Annotated in this window: 12 protein-coding genes; 5 read left to right on the top strand and 7 right to left on the bottom strand. The window is 63.9% G+C overall.

Annotation, left to right across the window (positions count from 1 at the left end; all coding sequences use genetic code 11):
* Nucleotides 1-92 precede the first annotated feature (92 nt).
* From F6X42_RS19590 to F6X42_RS19570, 5 genes are all read right to left on the bottom strand, one after another.
* Nucleotides 93-944: a carbohydrate ABC transporter permease gene (locus F6X42_RS19590; RefSeq protein WP_187635800.1), complete on the bottom strand. Its 852-nt coding sequence runs from the start codon at nt 942-944 to the stop codon at nt 93-95.
* 10 nt (nt 945-954) lie between these two features.
* Complete coding sequence (locus tag F6X42_RS19585) at nt 955-1,929, bottom strand: carbohydrate ABC transporter permease (protein ID WP_187635799.1); 975 nt, start codon at nt 1,927-1,929, stop codon at nt 955-957.
* A 52-nt stretch (nt 1,930-1,981) separates the two neighbouring features.
* A complete protein-coding gene (locus F6X42_RS19580; protein WP_187635798.1) occupies nt 1,982-3,235 on the bottom strand; it encodes an ABC transporter substrate-binding protein in 1,254 nt (417 codons plus the stop codon).
* 85 nt (nt 3,236-3,320) lie between these two features.
* Nucleotides 3,321-5,300 (bottom strand): beta-galactosidase, encoded by a 1,980-nt coding sequence (locus F6X42_RS19575; protein WP_187635797.1) that lies wholly within the window; start codon nt 5,298-5,300, stop codon nt 3,321-3,323.
* 20 nt (nt 5,301-5,320) lie between these two features.
* Nucleotides 5,321-6,487 carry an ABC transporter ATP-binding protein gene (locus F6X42_RS19570; RefSeq protein WP_187635796.1) on the bottom strand — a complete coding sequence of 389 codons (1,167 nt, stop codon included), beginning with the start codon at nt 6,485-6,487 and terminating at the stop codon, nt 5,321-5,323.
* A 192-nt stretch (nt 6,488-6,679) separates the two neighbouring features.
* Between F6X42_RS19570 and F6X42_RS19565 the strand changes: the two genes are divergently transcribed.
* On the top strand, nt 6,680-7,723 hold the full coding sequence (locus F6X42_RS19565; protein WP_187635795.1) for a LacI family DNA-binding transcriptional regulator: 1,044 nt from the start codon (nt 6,680-6,682) through the stop codon (nt 7,721-7,723).
* 62 nt (nt 7,724-7,785) lie between these two features.
* Here the strand turns inward: F6X42_RS19565 and F6X42_RS19560 are convergent, their stop codons facing one another.
* On the bottom strand, nt 7,786-8,994 hold the full coding sequence (locus tag F6X42_RS19560; protein ID WP_187635794.1) for an MFS transporter: 1,209 nt from the start codon (nt 8,992-8,994) through the stop codon (nt 7,786-7,788).
* 450 nt (nt 8,995-9,444) lie between these two features.
* Here F6X42_RS19560 and F6X42_RS19555 point away from each other — a divergent pair, with 450 nt between their 5' ends.
* The 4 genes from F6X42_RS19555 (at nt 9,445) to F6X42_RS19540 (ending at nt 13,647) form a co-directional block, all read left to right on the top strand.
* The gene (locus F6X42_RS19555; RefSeq protein ID WP_187635793.1) at nt 9,445-10,449 is read left to right on the top strand and encodes a sugar ABC transporter substrate-binding protein; all 1,005 of its coding nucleotides are present in this window, start codon (nt 9,445-9,447) and stop codon (nt 10,447-10,449) included.
* 97 nt (nt 10,450-10,546) lie between these two features.
* On the top strand, nt 10,547-11,536 hold the full coding sequence (locus F6X42_RS19550) for an ABC transporter permease (RefSeq protein ID WP_187635792.1): 990 nt from the start codon (nt 10,547-10,549) through the stop codon (nt 11,534-11,536).
* A 20-nt stretch (nt 11,537-11,556) separates the two neighbouring features.
* A complete protein-coding gene (locus F6X42_RS19545; RefSeq protein ID WP_187635791.1) occupies nt 11,557-12,360 on the top strand; it encodes an ATP-binding cassette domain-containing protein in 804 nt (267 codons plus the stop codon).
* Between the two features lie 42 nt (nt 12,361-12,402).
* Nucleotides 12,403-13,647, top strand: coding sequence for an ROK family transcriptional regulator (locus tag F6X42_RS19540; protein ID WP_187635790.1), 1,245 nt, complete (start codon nt 12,403-12,405; stop codon nt 13,645-13,647).
* Nucleotides 13,648-13,689: 42 nt separating this feature from the next.
* On the opposite strand, the gene F6X42_RS19535 is transcribed toward F6X42_RS19540, so the two are convergent.
* Nucleotides 13,690-16,803: a transglycosylase domain-containing protein gene (locus tag F6X42_RS19535; RefSeq protein WP_187635789.1), complete on the bottom strand. Its 3,114-nt coding sequence runs from the start codon at nt 16,801-16,803 to the stop codon at nt 13,690-13,692.
* Nucleotides 16,804-17,009 lie beyond the last annotated feature (206 nt).

The raw sequence follows: 17,009 nt of genomic DNA, 5'->3' as shown, positions 1-17,009 counted from the left end.
GTTCTAAAAAATGCATGACGGGCCGTATCTTATCCGATGGACATCGAGCGGGTCACAATGGGTCGATCGGCAACAGTTGACCGAAGGCCCCCTCACCCCTTCGTCGCGCCAAATGTCAGGCCCGCGACAAAATGCTTCTGCATCGCAAAGAACATCGCGACCGACGGCAGCGCCGCCAGAATCGAGCCCGCCGAAACGAGATTCCACGCGGTCGTCCACTGTCCTTTCAGCGCGGCCACGCCAACGGTGATCGGCGCGGCGTCATCGCCTTGCGTCAGACATAACGCCCAGAAATAGTCATTCCACACGAACGTGAACACGAGGATCGCCAACGCCGCGAGCGCGGGACGAATCAGCGGCAGCACGATCCTGAAGAACACGGTCCACTCGTTCGCCCCTTCGATGCGCGCCGCCTCCACCAGTTCGAACGGCAACTGCTTGATGAAGTTGCGCAGAAACAGCGCGCAAAAGCCAGTCTGGAACGACACATGAAACAGAATCAGCGCGCTCACGGTGTTGAACAGCCCGAGTTGCAACGACAGATCGCGCACCGGAATCATCAGCACCTGAACCGGTACGAAGTTGCCCGCGACGAACGTCGCGAACAACGTCGAATTGCCGCGAAAGCGATAGATCGCCAATGCAAAGCCCGCCATCGCCGCGAGTGCGATCGAGCCCACTACCGAAGGCAACGTAATCAGCACGCTATTCCAGAAGTAATGCAGCATCGGCGACGTCGTCAATGCCTCGCGATAGTTGTCGAACATCGCGAAGTGCTTCGGCCATCCCCAGTAGTTGCCCTCGCTCAGTTCTTCGGTTGAACGCACGGACGTGACCAGCACCGCGATCATCGGCAGCAGCCAGATCACGAGTGCGATCGGCAACGTCAGTTTGTATGCGCGGCGTGTGGCCGGCTTCCATTTGTCGATCGGAATCGGAAACATCAGCGGCTCCTTATTGCTCGGCGCGCAGCATCCGCCGCAGATGGTAGACGATGTACACGAGCATGATGCCGAACAGCACCACCGCGATCGCCGCCGAATAGCCGATGCGGTAGTACTTGATCGCCTGGTCGTACATGAAATAGGCGAGCACCGTCGAGCTTTCGAACGGACCGCCGCCCGTCATCACCGAAATCAGGTCGAAACTGCGCAGCGCGCCGATGATCGTCACGACGATCGCCATGAACGTCGTGGGCCGCAACTGCGGCAGAATCACATGCCATAGCATCGACCACCCCTGCGCGCCTTCCATTCGCGCAGCTTCGATCTGCTCGGCGTTCAATGTGGTCAAGCCGGTCAGATACAGAATCATGCAGTACGCGGTTTGCGGCCACAGCGCCGCGAACACGATGCCGAACGTCGCATAGCGCGGGTCCCCGAGCACCGGCACGCCGTGGCCGAGCATCATCGCGAGCAGGCCGAAGGTCGGATCGTAGAACCACGAAAAAATCAGCCCGACCACGACGCCCGACAACACGAACGGCGCGAAAAACAGCGACTTGACGATACGGATACCCGCCACCGCCTGGTTCAGATACAGCGCAACGGCGAGCCCCATTGGCGGTGCGAGCAGGAACAGCACGAGCCAGATCAGGTTGTTCTTCAGCGCCGTATAGAACGTCTGCGTATGGACTAGCTCGATGTAGTTCGCGACGCCGACGAAGGTCGGTTCGGTCATCCCATCCCAGTTGAAGAAGCTCAGGCGGATCGTCGAGAGGATCGGCCACACCACGTACACGGCCACCATGAAGCAGGCCGGCGCGAGAAACAGGAACGCGGCGCGGCGCTGCCGCCGCGCGGTCGGCGTCGGCCCGCGCCGGCGCGATACGACGGACGCACCGCCCAGCGCACCGCCCGACGCCGGCAAGCCCGGCGCGCCGGATTCAACAGGACCGCCGACGCTATGACGGCTGACGGAATGCGACACGATCAATCTCCCAATCCGATGCATCGAACAGCGGCCCTGCGGCCGCCGCCGCTCACTTCTTGTAGATACGCTGACGCGTCTGCTCGAGCTGCGCGAGGATGTCGTCGAGTTTCGACGGATCGGAGACGAACTGCTGCATCCCCTTCATCCCTTCGTCTGCCATTTCCTTCGTCATGTCGCGATCATAGAACTGCGCGATGCCGCCCTTCGTATTCGACAAAATCTGGAAGCCGATCTTCGAAATCGGATCTTCAGGCTCCGGCGACTTGCTGTTCGCGGACAACGAGCCGAGTCCCTTCGCGAGTTGCGCGCCGATCTCGGGCGTCTCGACGAAAGCAAGGAACGTGTGCGCATCGGACTTGTTCTTCGCCTTCGACGGAATATGCAGCGATTCGACCGGCCCATCCTCGGCGGTCGGCACCTTGGCGTCGATGATCGGGAACTGGAAGTATCCCATCTGCGGCTTCACGTTATCGGGGAAACCCGCCGCGATGAACGTACCCATCAACATCATGGCGGCCTTGCCCTGGAACAGGAACGGCTGCACCGCGTCGAGATCGTAGGACAGTGAATTATTGATGAAGTAGCCGTCGTCGATCAGTTGCTTCCACGTCGTATAGACCTTCTTCACGCGCGGATCGGTGTACGGAATCTCGCCGGCCATCAGCTTCTGATGAAACGCGTTGCCGTTCAGGCGCAGATCGAGATAGTCGAACCAGCCGGCAAGCGTCCACGCATCGCGGCCCGCCACCGCAATCGGCGTAATGCCGGCGGCCTTCAGCTTTTTCGCGGCGTCGAGAAACTCGTCCCATGTTTTCGGCTCGCCCTTGATGCCGGCCTTGTCGAACAGGTCCTTGCGATAGAACATTCCCCACGAGTAGTACACGGTTGGCGCGGCATACTGCTTGCCCTTGTACGACGATGCTTCCTTCGTCGACGCATACATGTCGTTCCAGCCGTTTTTCTTCCAGTCGCCGGTCAGATCCTCGAACAGGCCGCGCTGCGCGTAGTACGCCATCCGTTCGCCGTCGTGCCAGTTGACGATATCGGGCGCGACAGTGGAAAGCCAACCCGGCAACTGAACCTTATAGGCTTCCTCATCGATGAACGACACCTTCATGTCGATCCCGGGATGCGCTTTCTTGAACTCATCGACCACCTGCTGCCACACCGCGCGCTGGCTCGCACCCTTGTAGGCGATGTTCAATGCGAGCGTGCTCGCCTGCGCGGTGCTGACGACGGAGGTGCCCGCGGCAACCGCAGCCAGCGCGAGCGCCAGCAGAACCTTGCGTGGTTTCAATTTCATTCTGACTGTCTCCTTTGCTTCATGATTTTTACGTCGTTGTCGCTTGTGGGTCGAATGACTGCGTGGGATTGCTACGGCCAGACTTCTATTGCGAGCGGTACACCGCTACACCTTGCGGCGCCACCTCGCGCGAACCTATCACGAATGCGTCGTCGGCAACGTGATCGAGCGCGTGGGCTTGATCGCCGTAGTTGAACACATACGTCAGTGCGCCGCGACGGCTGATGCGCACGCTGTCGCCGAGCGCCTGCGTTTCGAGGCCCGCTTCCTGCGCGATCCGCGCGAACAGGCGCACGGTCAACGCGTCGTCGAACAGGCTCGCGAAGTAGTGATACGCGCCGCTTCGCACGTACGCCGGATGATCGTCCGCGAAACGCGCGCGCACGTCGAATGAAGATGATGCATCGCTGTCGATGAAATCGCGCCAGTGTCGCGCGAAGCCATCGGCCGTACCGCCCTTCTGTCCGAGCACCACCGCCTCGGTCACGTTCGGCCGCATCGATTCGACGCGCCACACGCGCAGCGGCAGCACCGACGTCAATGCGCCAGGCGGCAGATTCGCCGGAATCCGCAGCTCGCGCGTCTTCGAACCGGTGCGTGGACCGAGCACGACTTGGGCGCCCGAGCGCGCGAGACGTTCGGCGAAATCGTCAGTCACGACCGGCAGCGGCGGCACGACGACAAGACGATAGCCGTCGAACGATGCATCGGCCGGCACGACATCGACGTCGAGTCCGAGCGCGCGCAAAGCCGAGTAGTACTCGAATGAGAACCGCGGATAGTGAAAGTCCGCGCCCTGCGGATGAATCTCGAACAACCACTTCGCTTCATAGTCGTAGACGAGCGCGACTTTCGAGCGGATCGACGCATTGGCATCGGCATTCGCGGCGAGGACCGTGTGAATTTCCGCCGCCACCCGCGATGCTTCATTGCCGCCGACGTCGAGCCGGTTGTCGGGCGTATTGAGCCCCGCGTGCATCTGCTCCTGCGCGAACGGCGCCTGACGCCAGCGGAAATACGACACGCAGCCCGCGCCGTGGGCGAACGCTTCCCAGCTCCACAGCCGCACCATGCCCGGCAGCGGCGCCGGGTTCCACTGCGCCCAGTTCACCGGTCCCGGCTGCTGCTCCATCACCCAGAACGGCAGCTTCGACATGCCGCGATACACGTCGTGATTGAACGACGCGAAATCCGGATGACCACTGCGCAACCAGCGCGCCTTGATGTCCGGCGCGAACCACTGCTCTTCGAGCGCGCCGAGCGGATAGCTGTCCCACGTCGCGACGTCGAGATCGGCCGCGACCTTGTAGTGATCGAACTCGGTGAAGAGCTGCATGAAGTTGTGCGCGACGGGCCGCCCCGGCGAATGTGCGCGAATGATCTCGACCTGCATGCGGTTGTAGCGCGCCACTTCGTCGGATGCGAAGCGCCGGTAGTCGAGCCGATGCGACGGATGCGCCTCGGTCACGGTGCCGACAGGCGCGTCGATTTCTTCGAAGCCGCGGTACTCCATGCTCCAGAACACCGTGCCCCACGCGTCGTTCAACGCCTGAATCGTGCGATAACGCGCCTTCAGCCACTCGCGAAAGCGCGCGACCGCGGCCGGCGAATAGCTGACGACGGTGTGATGACAGCCGAATTCGTTATCGGTCTGCCAGTACGCGACCGTCGGATGCTTGCCGTAACGCTCGGCCACCGCCGTGCAAATACGACGCGACGCCTCGAAATACGCGGGCGACGAGAAATCGTAATGACGCCGTGAGCCGAACGCGCGCGGGCGTCCATCGGCGCCGACCGGCAGGATCTCCGGATGACGATCGATCAGCCACTTCGGCGGCGTCGCGGTCGGCGTGCACATGACGACCTTCAGGCCAGCCGCGCCGAGCACGTCGACGGCGCGATCGAGCCAGCCCCAATCGTATTCGCCGGGCGTCGGCTCAATCCGGCTCCACGCGAATTCCGCAATTCGCACCTGCTCGATGCCGAGCGCTTTCATCCGCCGCGCGTCGTCTTCCCACATCGACTCGGGCCAGTGCTCCGGGTAATAACAGACTCCGATACGCATCCCTATGTCCCCAATGTTCTTCAAGCGTAGTGTTCGACGGATTCGAGCGACGCGGCCGCGAAGCCGTCCTCGGTGAACAGATGACAGGCCGTGCGCGACACGCGCAGGCTCGCGCGATCGCCAGCAACCAGGCGCGTGTTGCCGGGCGCCTTGGCGATCAGCACGGCGCCGCCCGGCTGATCGAGGTGGACGTAGCTGTGTTCGCCCAGCTGCTCGACCAGCGACACGGTGCGCGCGAGCACGCCGTCTTGCGGGGTCGCCGCGTGTGCGTCTGCCGATGCATCGACGAACTCGAGATGCTCGGGACGCACGCCGAACGTGACCGGCTGCGCTGGCTGCAAGCCCGCGCTGCTCACCGGAACGCGCACGTTCTCGCCCGTGTGATCGAGCGTGACGAGCACGCCTTGCGCATCGAGTGACGTCACCTTGCCCGGCAGGAAATTCATTCGCGGCGAGCCGATAAAGCCGGCCACGAAGCGGCTGCTGGGCTGGTGATACAGCTCGAGCGGCGCGCCGATCTGCGCGATGCTGCCGTAGCGCTCGGTGTCCTTGCCCGAATGCAGCAGCACGATCTTGTCGGCAAGCGTCATCGCTTCGATCTGATCGTGCGTCACATAGACCACGCTCGCCTTCGCAAACTGCTTATGCAGGCGCGCGATTTCGACGCGCGTTTGCCCACGCAAGGTTGCATCGAGATTGGACAGCGGTTCGTCGAACAGAAACACCCCGGGCTCGCGAACGATCGCGCGGCCGATCGCGACGCGCTGCCGCTGCCCGCCCGACAGCGCCTTCGGCTTGCGCTCGAGCAGTGCCTCGAGTTGCAGGATGCGCGCGGCTTCGCGCACCTTGCGCTCGATCTCATCCTTCGGGGTCTTCGCGAGTTTCAGGCCGAACGCCATGTTCTCGAACACGCTCATGTGCGGAAACAGCGCGTAGCTCTGGAACACCATCGCGACGCCGCGCTGCGCGGCCGGCACGTCGTTGACGATGCGCCCGCCGATCGACAGGTCGCCGTCGGTCACATCCTCGAGCCCGGCGATCATGCGTAGCAGCGTGGACTTGCCGCAGCCCGACGGGCCGAGAAACACGCAGAACTCGTTTTCGCCGATGTCCAGATCGACGTTGCGAATCACCGGCGCACCGTCGCCATACGCCTTCTGCACGCCTCGTAACGAAATGCTCGCCATTGCATCGACTCCGTGATTTAATCGGCGCGAAGTCGGAGATTAAGCGCTTAATCAGCAAGACCGAAAAATCGATCGCAAGGCGATCGTTGGGTCTGTCTCCGATATCGTTTTGTATGTTGGTGACGACAGATGTTGCCGCGCCTCGCGCCGTGATGCAAATGTCGGACAGCCATCCCAGATATTGACAACATCATGCCCACACTCAGCGAAGTTGCGCGTCATGCCGGCGTCACGCCGGCCACGGTGTCCAACGTGCTGCGCAATCGCGGCCGGGTCGGCGAAACGACCCGGCAACGCGTGCTCGACGCGGTCGCGGCGCTCGGCTACCGCCCGCATCTCGCAGCGCGCGCGCTCGCCGAGGGCCGCGCGCCGACGCTTGCGCTGATGGTGTCGAGCATCGCGAATCCGTTCTATCCGGAGTTCGCGCTCGCGGTCGAACGTGCCGCGCGCGCGAGCGGCCACTTCGTGATCATCTGCAATACCAACGAAGATCCGCTGACCGGCCGCGCGTACCTCGACCAGATCGCCGGCACCTTGTCCGAAGGCGTGCTCGTGACGAACGCGAACCTCGATTTAGCCGATCTGCACAAGACCGAAGCGCGCGGCACGCCGGTCGTCCTGTGCATGTGGGAACGGCCCACCGAGCCGCCCGGGCTGCCGTGCGTCGCGGTCGACTTCCGGCTTGCCGGCAGGCTCGCCGGCGAGCACCTGCTCGAACTCGGCCATCGGCGCGTTGGTGCGATCGTCGGCAGCAAGGCGTCGGGCATTCATGCGGCGCGCTACGAAGGTTTCGTCGACGCGTTGCGCGCGGCCGGCGTGACGAAGAATCGCGTGCGGCACGCGCTCGACACGATCCACGGCGGCTACCTCGCGACGCGCGCGCTGCTCGAAGCCGATCCGCAACTGAGTGCGATCTTCGCGACCAACGACCTGCCCGCGCTCGGCGCGATGCACGCGGCCGCGGATCTGGGCCTGCAGGTGCCGCACGATCTGTCCGTAATCGGCATCACCGACATCCAGCTCGCGCGCGAGTCGCGCCCCGCTCTGACGACGGTGGCCGTGCCGACGGTCGAGGTCGCCGGACTTGCGGTGGAACTGCTGCGCGAGTTGATCGAGACGTCGTACGGACAGGCGGGACGCGCCGCGACAGGCGTGCCGGCGCGCGTGCCGATGCGGATTTCGTCCGAGCCGAAATTGATCGTTCGCGCATCGACCGCCGCGCCGCGTTCGCGTTGAGGTGGCTGTCACCACCGCGACCTGACGTTGCAATCGACGGGGTTCGGTCAGCTTGCGGTGCGTCAACTCGCGTGACGAGGCTCGCGCGCCCCGACCGCCAACGCAATGACGGCCAATACCGCGGAAACCACCGCGAACGCGACGTTCGCCCACAAATGTCCGACCCGGGTCGACAGCAGCGCAATGCCGACCGCCGGCAGCGAGTTGCCGGTGTAACAGCAGAGCAGATACGCCGATAGCATTTCGGCACGTTGGTCCGCGGGCGCGAGCCGGTTGATCTCCTGCAAACTGCCGCGAAACCCGAGCGCCGCGGCGATTCCACACAGCGCCGTCGCCGCGATCAGCACGATGATCGACGCGACGACCTGCGCCGACAGCAGCAACGCGAGGCTCGGTGGCAGCAGCCACAGTCCGGCGAACATCGCGGTGCGGGCGGCGAGTTTCGATGTGACGATCACCGTGATCGCGCTCGCGGCGAACAGTTCGGCGACGAGCGCCCCACTCAGCGCGGGGCTGTGCAGATGCATACTGTTCGCGATCAGATTGGGCAACAGCGCCGCGAAAAAACCGAGCAGTGCGAACGTCGCGAATGCGGTGACAGCAGGCACGACGAATGCGATGCGCAATTGCGCGGGCACGCCGATGCGAGGCGCGAACGACACCTGTGCAAACGACCGGGCGCGCGCCTGCACCGTTTCGCACGCGAGCGCCGCCAAAACCACGGTCGCCACAAGCGTCATCAGATAAACGGCGAACCCCGTGCGCAACGGCCAGGGCGCGAATTGCGCGAGCAGACCGGTCAGCAGCGACCCCACTGCGAGCCCAGCCAGATTGACCGCCGCGGCAAGGCGGCTAGCGGGCGCCTTGTCGGCGCCGGCGTGCAATTCCGCGATCCACGCAGTCGCCGTGGCCGCACCGACACCGATCGCGAGACCGCTCACGGCACGAGCGATGAACAGCCACGCCGCATGCGTCGCGAACAGGAAGCACAGCGTGCTCGCGATCGCCGCTGCGAGCACGACCAGGCTGACCGATCGGCGCCCGGCTTGATCGGACACGCGACCGAATAGAAACAACGCGCCGAGATTGCCGATCACGTAAGTCGCGTACACGAGCGTGATCGTCAGCTCGGACAAGCCGAAGCGGCGTTGGTAGAGCGGATAAAGCGGCGTGACCATCGTGCTGCCCGCGTACAGCACGCCGAGCACAGCGGCGGCGGCGATCAGTGATGCGCGGGCGCCGAGCCGTCGCTGCGACCAGGGCAAATGCATCGGTCTCTCCGACAGGTTGACGTTCTGTCGATGCGAGCAAGTGCTGTTCCGCCGCGCCGTCTCGTCGGCACTCAGCGGTCAGCGAAAAAACGCGGGACGCGCCGCAAATTGCGTGGAAAGCCACTACTAAGCATTCAAATAGCTTTCAATCGAGCCAGGGATTTTCCCGAAGCCGAGGCGCACCATTGCGCACCGCAAGACGGCGTCAAAGCCTTGCCATACAAGGCTGTCAGCCTGCACGTTGTCGCCAGCGCGGCAAATTTCCGCGTTCACATTGCCTTGACGACCGGTCGCGCACCTGCTGTACTAAATCAACCAAAGTGATTTAGGCGATTCCCTTCGAACGAACATTGCGTCGAAGCGTCATCGCCGAACGTGGAGCCCACGGCTTCGCGGCTTCGGTCCATCTGCAGTACCAAAAGTCGTTGCCAATAACCGGAGGAGCGTCTCATGAATCTGAATTCCCGCAGGCGTCCTGTCGCCAGGACAATCGTATCGATGTGCGCCGCGGCAGCGGCGCTGTGGTGCGCGAGCGCGAGCCAGGCCGCCGACCAGCCCGTCATCGGCCTGATCACGAAGACCGATACGAACCCGTTCTTCGTCAAGATGCGCCAGGGCGCGGACGCGGCCGCGTCGAAAGACGGCGCGAAGCTGATCACGGCCGCCGGCAAGTTCGACGGCGACAACGCCAGTCAGGTCACCGCGATCGAAAACATGATGACGGCCGGTGCGAAAGCGATCCTGATCACGCCGAGCGACACCAGAGCGATCGTGCCCAGCATCAAGAAGGCGCGCGCGGCCGGCGTGATGGTCGTCGCGCTCGATACGCCGACCGATCCGCAGGACGCCACCGATGCCCTGTTCGCCACCGACAACTTCAAGGCTGGCGTGCTGATCGGCAAATACGCGAAGGCCGCGCTGAACGGCAAGCCCGCGAAGATCGCGACGCTCGATCTCGCGCCGGGCGTGTCGGTCGGCGTGCTGCGTCACAACGGCTTCCTGGAAGGCTTCGGCGTCAAGCAAGGCGATCCGTCGATCGTCTGCAGCCAGGACACGCGCGGCGATCAGGCGAAAGGCCAGACGGCGATGGAAAACTGCCTGCAGAAAGCGCCCGACATCAACGTGGTCTACACGATCAACGAACCGGCCGCGGCCGGCGCGTATCGCGCGCTGAAGGCAGCGGGCAAGGACAAGGGCGTGATGATCGTGTCGATCGACGGCGGTTGCGAAGGCGTACGCAACGTGAAGGCCGGCGCGATCGCGGCGACCTCCCAGCAGTATCCGCTGAGGATGGCCGCGCTCGGCGTCACCGCCGGCGTCGACTACGCGAAAACCGGCAAGAAAGTGTCCGGCTATCAGGACACCGGCGTCACGCTGATCACCGACAAGCCGATGTCCAGCATCGACAGCAAAGACACGAAGTTCGGCCTCGACAACTGCTGGGGCAACAAGTAACACGCATTGCACAGCGGCCCGTTGCGCGTCGTACCGGGCCGCCATCTGAATTGCCGCGTGACCCTCGTGTCACGCTCATGTATCGAGGATTGCCATCATGTCGACTCCCTCCGCGCCCGCCGGCCGCCCGCGCCAGTCTTTCACCGAGCACCTGCCGTCGCTTTCCGAAATCGGACCGCTGATCGCACTGGTACTGGCCTGCGCATTCTTTATCTCGCAAAGCAGCCGCTTTCTATCGTTCCAGAACCTGTCGCTGATCCTGCAACAGACGATGGTCGTCGCGGTCATCGCGATCGGCCAGACGCTGATCGTGCTGACCGGTGGCATCGATCTGTCCTGCGGCATGGTAATGGCCTTTGGCTCGATCATCATGACGAAGTTCGCGGTCGTGCTCGGCGTGCCGCCGATCCTCGCGATTCTGTGCGGCATCGGCGCCAGCACCTTGTTCGGCTTACTGAACGGTCTGTTGATCACGCGCATCAAGTTGCCGGCGTTCATCGTCACGCTGGGTACGCTGAACATCGCGTTTGCGCTCACGCAGATCTACTCGAACGCGGAAAGCGTGTCGAACCTGCCCGATGCGATCATGTTCCTCGGCAGCACGTTCAGGCTCGGACCGGCGGAAGTCACGTACGGCACCGTGCTGACGCTGCTGATGTATCTGGCCACGTGGTTCGTGCTGCGCGACACGGTGCCCGGCCGGCATCTGTACGCGCTCGGCAACAACGCCGAGGCCGCGCGACTGATGGGCCTGTCGTCGCAGCGGATTCTGCTGTCCGTCTACACGCTTGCCGGCGCGATCTATGGCATCGCCGCGCTGCTGTCGGTGGCGCGCACCGGCGTCGGCGATCCGCAGGCCGGGCAAACCGAGAACCTCGACAGCATCACCGCGGTCGTGCTCGGCGGCACGAGTCTGTTCGGTGGACGCGGCTCGATCGTCGGCACCTTGCTTGGAGCGCTGATTGTCGGCGTATTCCGTAACGGCCTGACGCTGATCGGTGTTTCCTCGGTGTACCAGGTATTGATCACCGGCATCCTCGTGATTCTCGCGGTCGCCGCCGATAAACTCTCGCACCGCGGCCGTTGATCCCGCACAGGAGCCTTGTCATGTTGACCTCCACCTCCTCTTCCACGTCCGCTGCGATGCCGGTTCTGCAGGCACGCGGGCTCGTCAAACGTTACGGCAACGTGACCGCGCTCGACGGTTGCGATTTCGAAGTGCTGCCCGGCGAGATCCTCGCGGTGATCGGCGACAACGGCGCGGGCAAATCGTCGCTGATCAAGGCGCTTTCGGGCGCGACGGTGCCCGACGAAGGCGAGATTCTGCTCGACGGCAAACCGGTCAAGTTCCGCAGTCCGCTCGACGCCCGCGCACAAGGCATCGAGACCGTGTACCAGGAACTCGCCGTCGCGCCGGCGATGAGCATCGCCGAAAACCTGTTTCTCGCCCGCGAATTGCTGAAGCCCGGCTGGCGCGGCTCGCTGTTCAAGATGATCGACAAGCGCCGCATGCTCGACGAAGCGACCGCGGCCATGAAGGATCTGCAAATCGGCATCCGCTCGATGCGCCAGGCGGTCGAAACGTTGTCCGGCGGCCAGCGCCAGGGCGTCGCCGTTGCACGCAGCGCGGCATTCGCGCGCCACGTGGTGATTCTGGACGAGCCCACCGCCGCGCTCGGCGTGAAGGAAGGCAACATGGTGCTCGAACTGATCCGGCGCGTGCGCGATCGTGGCCTGCCGGTAATTCTGATCAGCCACAACATGCCGCACGTGTTCGAGATCGCGGACCGCATCCATATCCAGCGGCTCGGCCGGCGCGCGGCGCTCGTCAATACGAAGGATGTGCACATGTCGGAAGCGGTCGCGATCATGACCGGCGCGAAGACAGCCGACGTGAAGGCGATCGCATGACGCGCCGCTCAATCCGCTGAGCCACGAGGCCGGTACACGACAATGGACACCCCCAGCACCAGCAGGCGTTCGCCGGTCAAACGCACGGTCGGTTCGAATCAGGTCGGCATGCGGCAATTCAACGAGCGCATCGTGCTGCAAACGATCCGCTTGCATGGACCACTGCCGAAGGCCGAGGTCGGCCGCCTCACGCGTCTTTCGATGCAGACGGTGTCGATGATCGTCGACCGGCTGATTGTCGACGGCCTGCTCGAAAAACTGGCGCGCGTGCGCGGCCGCATTGGCCAGCCGTCGGTGCCGATCGCGTTGCGCGGGGACGGCGCCTACACGATCGGCGTCAAGGTCGGACGCCGCAGTCTCGACGTGCTCGCGATGGACTTCGCCGGGCGCGTCGTGTGCCGCGATGTGTTCGAGTATGCGTATCCCGATCCGCGTACGCTGTTCCCCGCGCTCGAACACAAACTCGCGCGCGTGAACGAGATGCTCGGCGCGAAGGCCGGCAAGCTGGTCGGCGTGGGCGTCGCGGCGCCGTTGTGGCTCGGTGGCTGGCGCGATTTTCTCGGCGCGCCGCCCGACGCGCTCGACGCCTGGAACGACATCGATCTGCGCGCGCGCATCGCGACGATGACCGGCCTACCCGTCGAGTTCGCGAAAGACACCACGGCCGCGTGCGCGGCCGAACTCGTGATGGGCCAAGGCCGCGGCATCCACAACTTCCTGTATCTGTTCGTCGGCACGTTCATCGGCGGAGGTCTGGTGATCGACGGCCGTCTGCATGGGGGCCCGCACGACAATGCGGGCGCGGTCGGTTCGATCCCGCTGCGCGACGGCGGCGCACGCAAACCCGCGCGGCAGTTGCTGCACGCGGCATCGGGCTTCGTGCTCGAACAACTGTTCAGCGATGCGGGCGCGCCAGCCGCCGCGGCGCACGATCATCGCGCGCTATCGCCCGAGTTATGGCGGCATACCGAGCAATGGCTCGACGGCGCGTGCCCGGCGATCGCGAACGCGCTAACCAATGCAGCCGCGTTGCTCGATCTCGAAGCGGTCGTGATCGACGGCGAGTTCGACCGGCTATTGCTGCGCGAGATCATTCGCCGCACCGAGCGCGTGCTCGATCGTTTCGAATGGGAAGGCATGGTGCGGCCGCAATTGCTCGAAGGCGCGATCGGCGCCGATGCCCGCGCGATGGGTGGCGCAATTCTGCCGCTGTATGCGCATTTCGCGCCGGTGCATGAACTGTTTCTGAAGCCGGCGGCGTCGGAGGCGGGTTATGACGAGCGGTGAGTCACGATCCCGCTTTTGCCTCGCATGACGAAATGAATCGACTCACTTCGAGGCAAGCTTCGCCGCGGGCGGCGTCGATTCCGCCTGCGGCGCCGTCACCGTTTTCTCGACCGGCCTATCGAGCAACGGCTGCAACGCCGGTGCCATCGACTTCAGCAACTGCACAGCCAGCGCACTCGTGAAGTCGTAGCGCGCGGCATACGGCTCATGCACCCAGGCGGTCAGCGTGCCGTAAAAGCGGTCGCCAAGCGCGAACACAAAGGTCGCACAGCGATTCACCTTGCGTGACTCGATGAGCCGCGCGCCCTTCGCGTACACGTTCAAGCGCTGATCGCCGGTGCCGGTCTTGCCGTAGACGGTGAACGTTTCGCCGTTCGGGAACGTCATGCCTTGCGCAAGACGCCTCGCGGTACCGCCCGTCACGACGTCGCGCAACAGCATCCGCACTTCGCCGGCGATCTCCGGCGACACCTGCTGTTGCGGCGCGACCACCGCGCGCCTGAAATGCGTTTCGTACGGCGTGTCTTTCGCGAAGTCGATTTGCGTCAGCGTTTCGGTCGGCACCTTGTTGCCGTCGTTCGCGATCACGCCGATCAGTTGCGCGAGCGCCGCCGGACGATCGCCCGACGCGCCGATCGCCGCCGCATACGACGGCGTCAGCGACGCGAACGGGTAACCGAGCGCCTGCCACGATTTGCCGATCGCGTCGTACGCGCGCAGCTCGACCATGCGCTTGATGCGGTGATCCTGCGTCACGTGATAGCGTGTCTTGAAGAGCCACGAGTAGGTGGACAGGCGCACGTCCTGGCTCGCGCTTTCGGCTTGCGCGAGCGTCGCGTCGGGATGCGAGCGCAGATAGTTCAGCGTCCACAGTTCGAGCGGATGCACGCTCGAAATATAGCCGCGGTCGTTCAGATTGAAGCGATTGATGCCGTACTTGTCGTAGAGATTCGCGAGGTCTTCGTCGTCGAGCATCGAAGCCGCCGGCGTGTTCTTCAGCGCCGCGTACATTATCTTGTTGAACCACGCATTCGATTGATCCGGCGCGACGCTGCGCAACGCGGTCGCCACTTTCGGCGGCGACTTGCGCACGCCAAGCAGCAACAGCGTGATCTGCTGGTCAGGCGTCTTGCCGTGGTATTTGGTGTAGAAACGCTTCATGTACACGCGGCTTTCCTGATCGGCGAAGCGCGTCAAGTACATCTTGCGGGTCGCCGGATCGCCGAGCCATTGCGACGACGGCCCGGTGGTCTGCACCATTTCGTAGTGCACGATATCGCGCATCAGCCGCACGAACACGAGGTTCACCGAATGCTGGAACGCACGATGCACGGTCAGGATGCGGCTGTTGTCGTCCGACTCGAAGTTCGCGAAGGTCTGCGCGCCGCCGCCGGTAAAGAACGTCTCGCCCGGGCTCGCCGAGTATTTACGCTCGACGGCCGCGTCGAGCATAGGCTGCAGCGAATGATCGCGGGTGTGCAGCAGATAGTCGATCGCCCAGTGCGTCAGCCGATCGTTCGGATCGGGTGTGATCGCCTTCAGCTCGGCCGTGCTCAGCGACGCGTAACGGGTGTGCAATTCGGTGACGATCTGCAGATACGTGATGACGGTGCGTAGTTTCGCGGTCGAGCCGAGATTGAGGCGCGCACCCGAATTGATGTCGAACGGCTGGTTCACGCTGTCGGTCTGCACACGCACGAAGTTCGCGTCGCCGTGCCGCTCGAACAGCGTGAAGCTATAGGCGATATGCGACGGATCGTCGGACGCGCGCAACATTTCATAGCCGACGAGACCCGCGGCCTTCGCGCCGTCTTTGGTCGCGGCGGCGGCGAGGCGCTCGGCAACGGCTTGTTGCACGTCATTGTCCAGCGTGCCCGTCGCCTGCGCATCGAGGCGGTCCAGTTCATAGAAGCTGCGCACGCCGAGCGCGGCGAGCAGATGCGAGCGCATCGACGTGACCGCCTTGCGCGACACGAACGAGCCGATATCCGGTGTGCTGCGCGACGCGCGGTGCAGATCGACGTGCGCCGCCAACGCCGCATCGCGCAACTGCGCGGTGATCACACCGCCACTCGAGAGCAGTCGCAAATAGCTGTCGGTCAGCCGTTCGAGTTCGGGATAGCCGCGCTGCAGGAAATACGAGGGCGCGCGCTGCGCGATCATCAGCGACAGCACTTCGCGAAACGCCAGGCCCTGGTCGGGCAGATTCGCGTCGGTGGACGGCGCTTTCAGCAGCCGGTTGGTCTCGCGGAAATCGCGCCCATACCAGGCGGCGAGGCCATCGCCGATACCGTTGATTTCGCCGACGCCAGGCTGCGCGGCAAGCGGCACCGAGTTCAGATAATGGACCACGATCTGTTCGCGCGCGGGCAGCGTTTGCGGTCCGTTCAGATAAGCGCGCACCGACGCGGACGCGATTTGCCGCAGCTTTTCGGCCGGCGTCGCGGTGCGGCCGCCCGCCGAGTGACGGAATTTCTCGATCTGCGTCGCGAGCGTGCTGCCGCCAGGCGTCTGTTGATGACGATCGAAAACGCGCACGCCCTGGTCGACGAGCGCGCGGCTGAAGCGCCCCCAGTCGATCGCCGGATTGCGGTTCGGTTGAGTCGGATCGAGCAGATAGCGGTCCTCGATGAACAGTAGCGAGTTCACGACCAGCGGCGGAATGGCGTCGAAGCTGTCGTACACGCGGCCTGGAAACCGCACGCTGTACAGCGGCGCGCCGGTGCCGTCGAACAATTGCAGGCCCGCCGTGTCTTTTTCGTCGTAAGGCGGGAACAGGCCGTCATCGGCTAGCGACAGCATGCGTTCGGAATCGCGCGCCTGTGAGCTGATTTCGAAGCCATGTTGCAACAGACGCTGCTGGAAATCCGGCAATAGCGCGTAGCCGAGGCGCGCGTCGTACGGCCCCTTGTCGGCTTGCGGAAAGCGGATGGAATGGCTGGGCCCCTCGGCGATGGAAAAACCGACGTCGCGTGTCAGCTCGGAAAGGTATCGCGCCTGCAGCCGCGAGGTTTCGATCTCGATCTGCACGAGACGCGCGACCAGCGCCGCCGCCAGCAGCAAGAAAACGGCCAGCCCCCATTTGAGCCAACGCCAATTCCGGACGGGCGCGGTGCCGGTCGCGCGGAGCGGAAACCGAAGCGGTGGCCGATTCATGGCTGCTCTCCCCGAGCGATGGCCAGGGCGTGGCGCCTGGCTCACTTCATTTAAATCAGTGTAGCTCGGATCGTGAAACCGTCACTGGTTGCAATTTCTCCGTCAGTGTCGCAACTACAACACCTGCCGGCGGCGGATGACAAAACGCGAACTGGCATGAGATATTGAAGGTCTTTTCAGAGGAAGACGGAGCCGCCTTTTCGGGC

Source organism: Paraburkholderia podalyriae (assembly GCF_014397785.1).
In the GTDB taxonomy this organism is placed as follows: Bacteria; Pseudomonadota; Gammaproteobacteria; order Burkholderiales; family Burkholderiaceae; genus Paraburkholderia; species Paraburkholderia podalyriae.
This window is presented reverse-complemented; position numbering and strand designations above follow the sequence as displayed.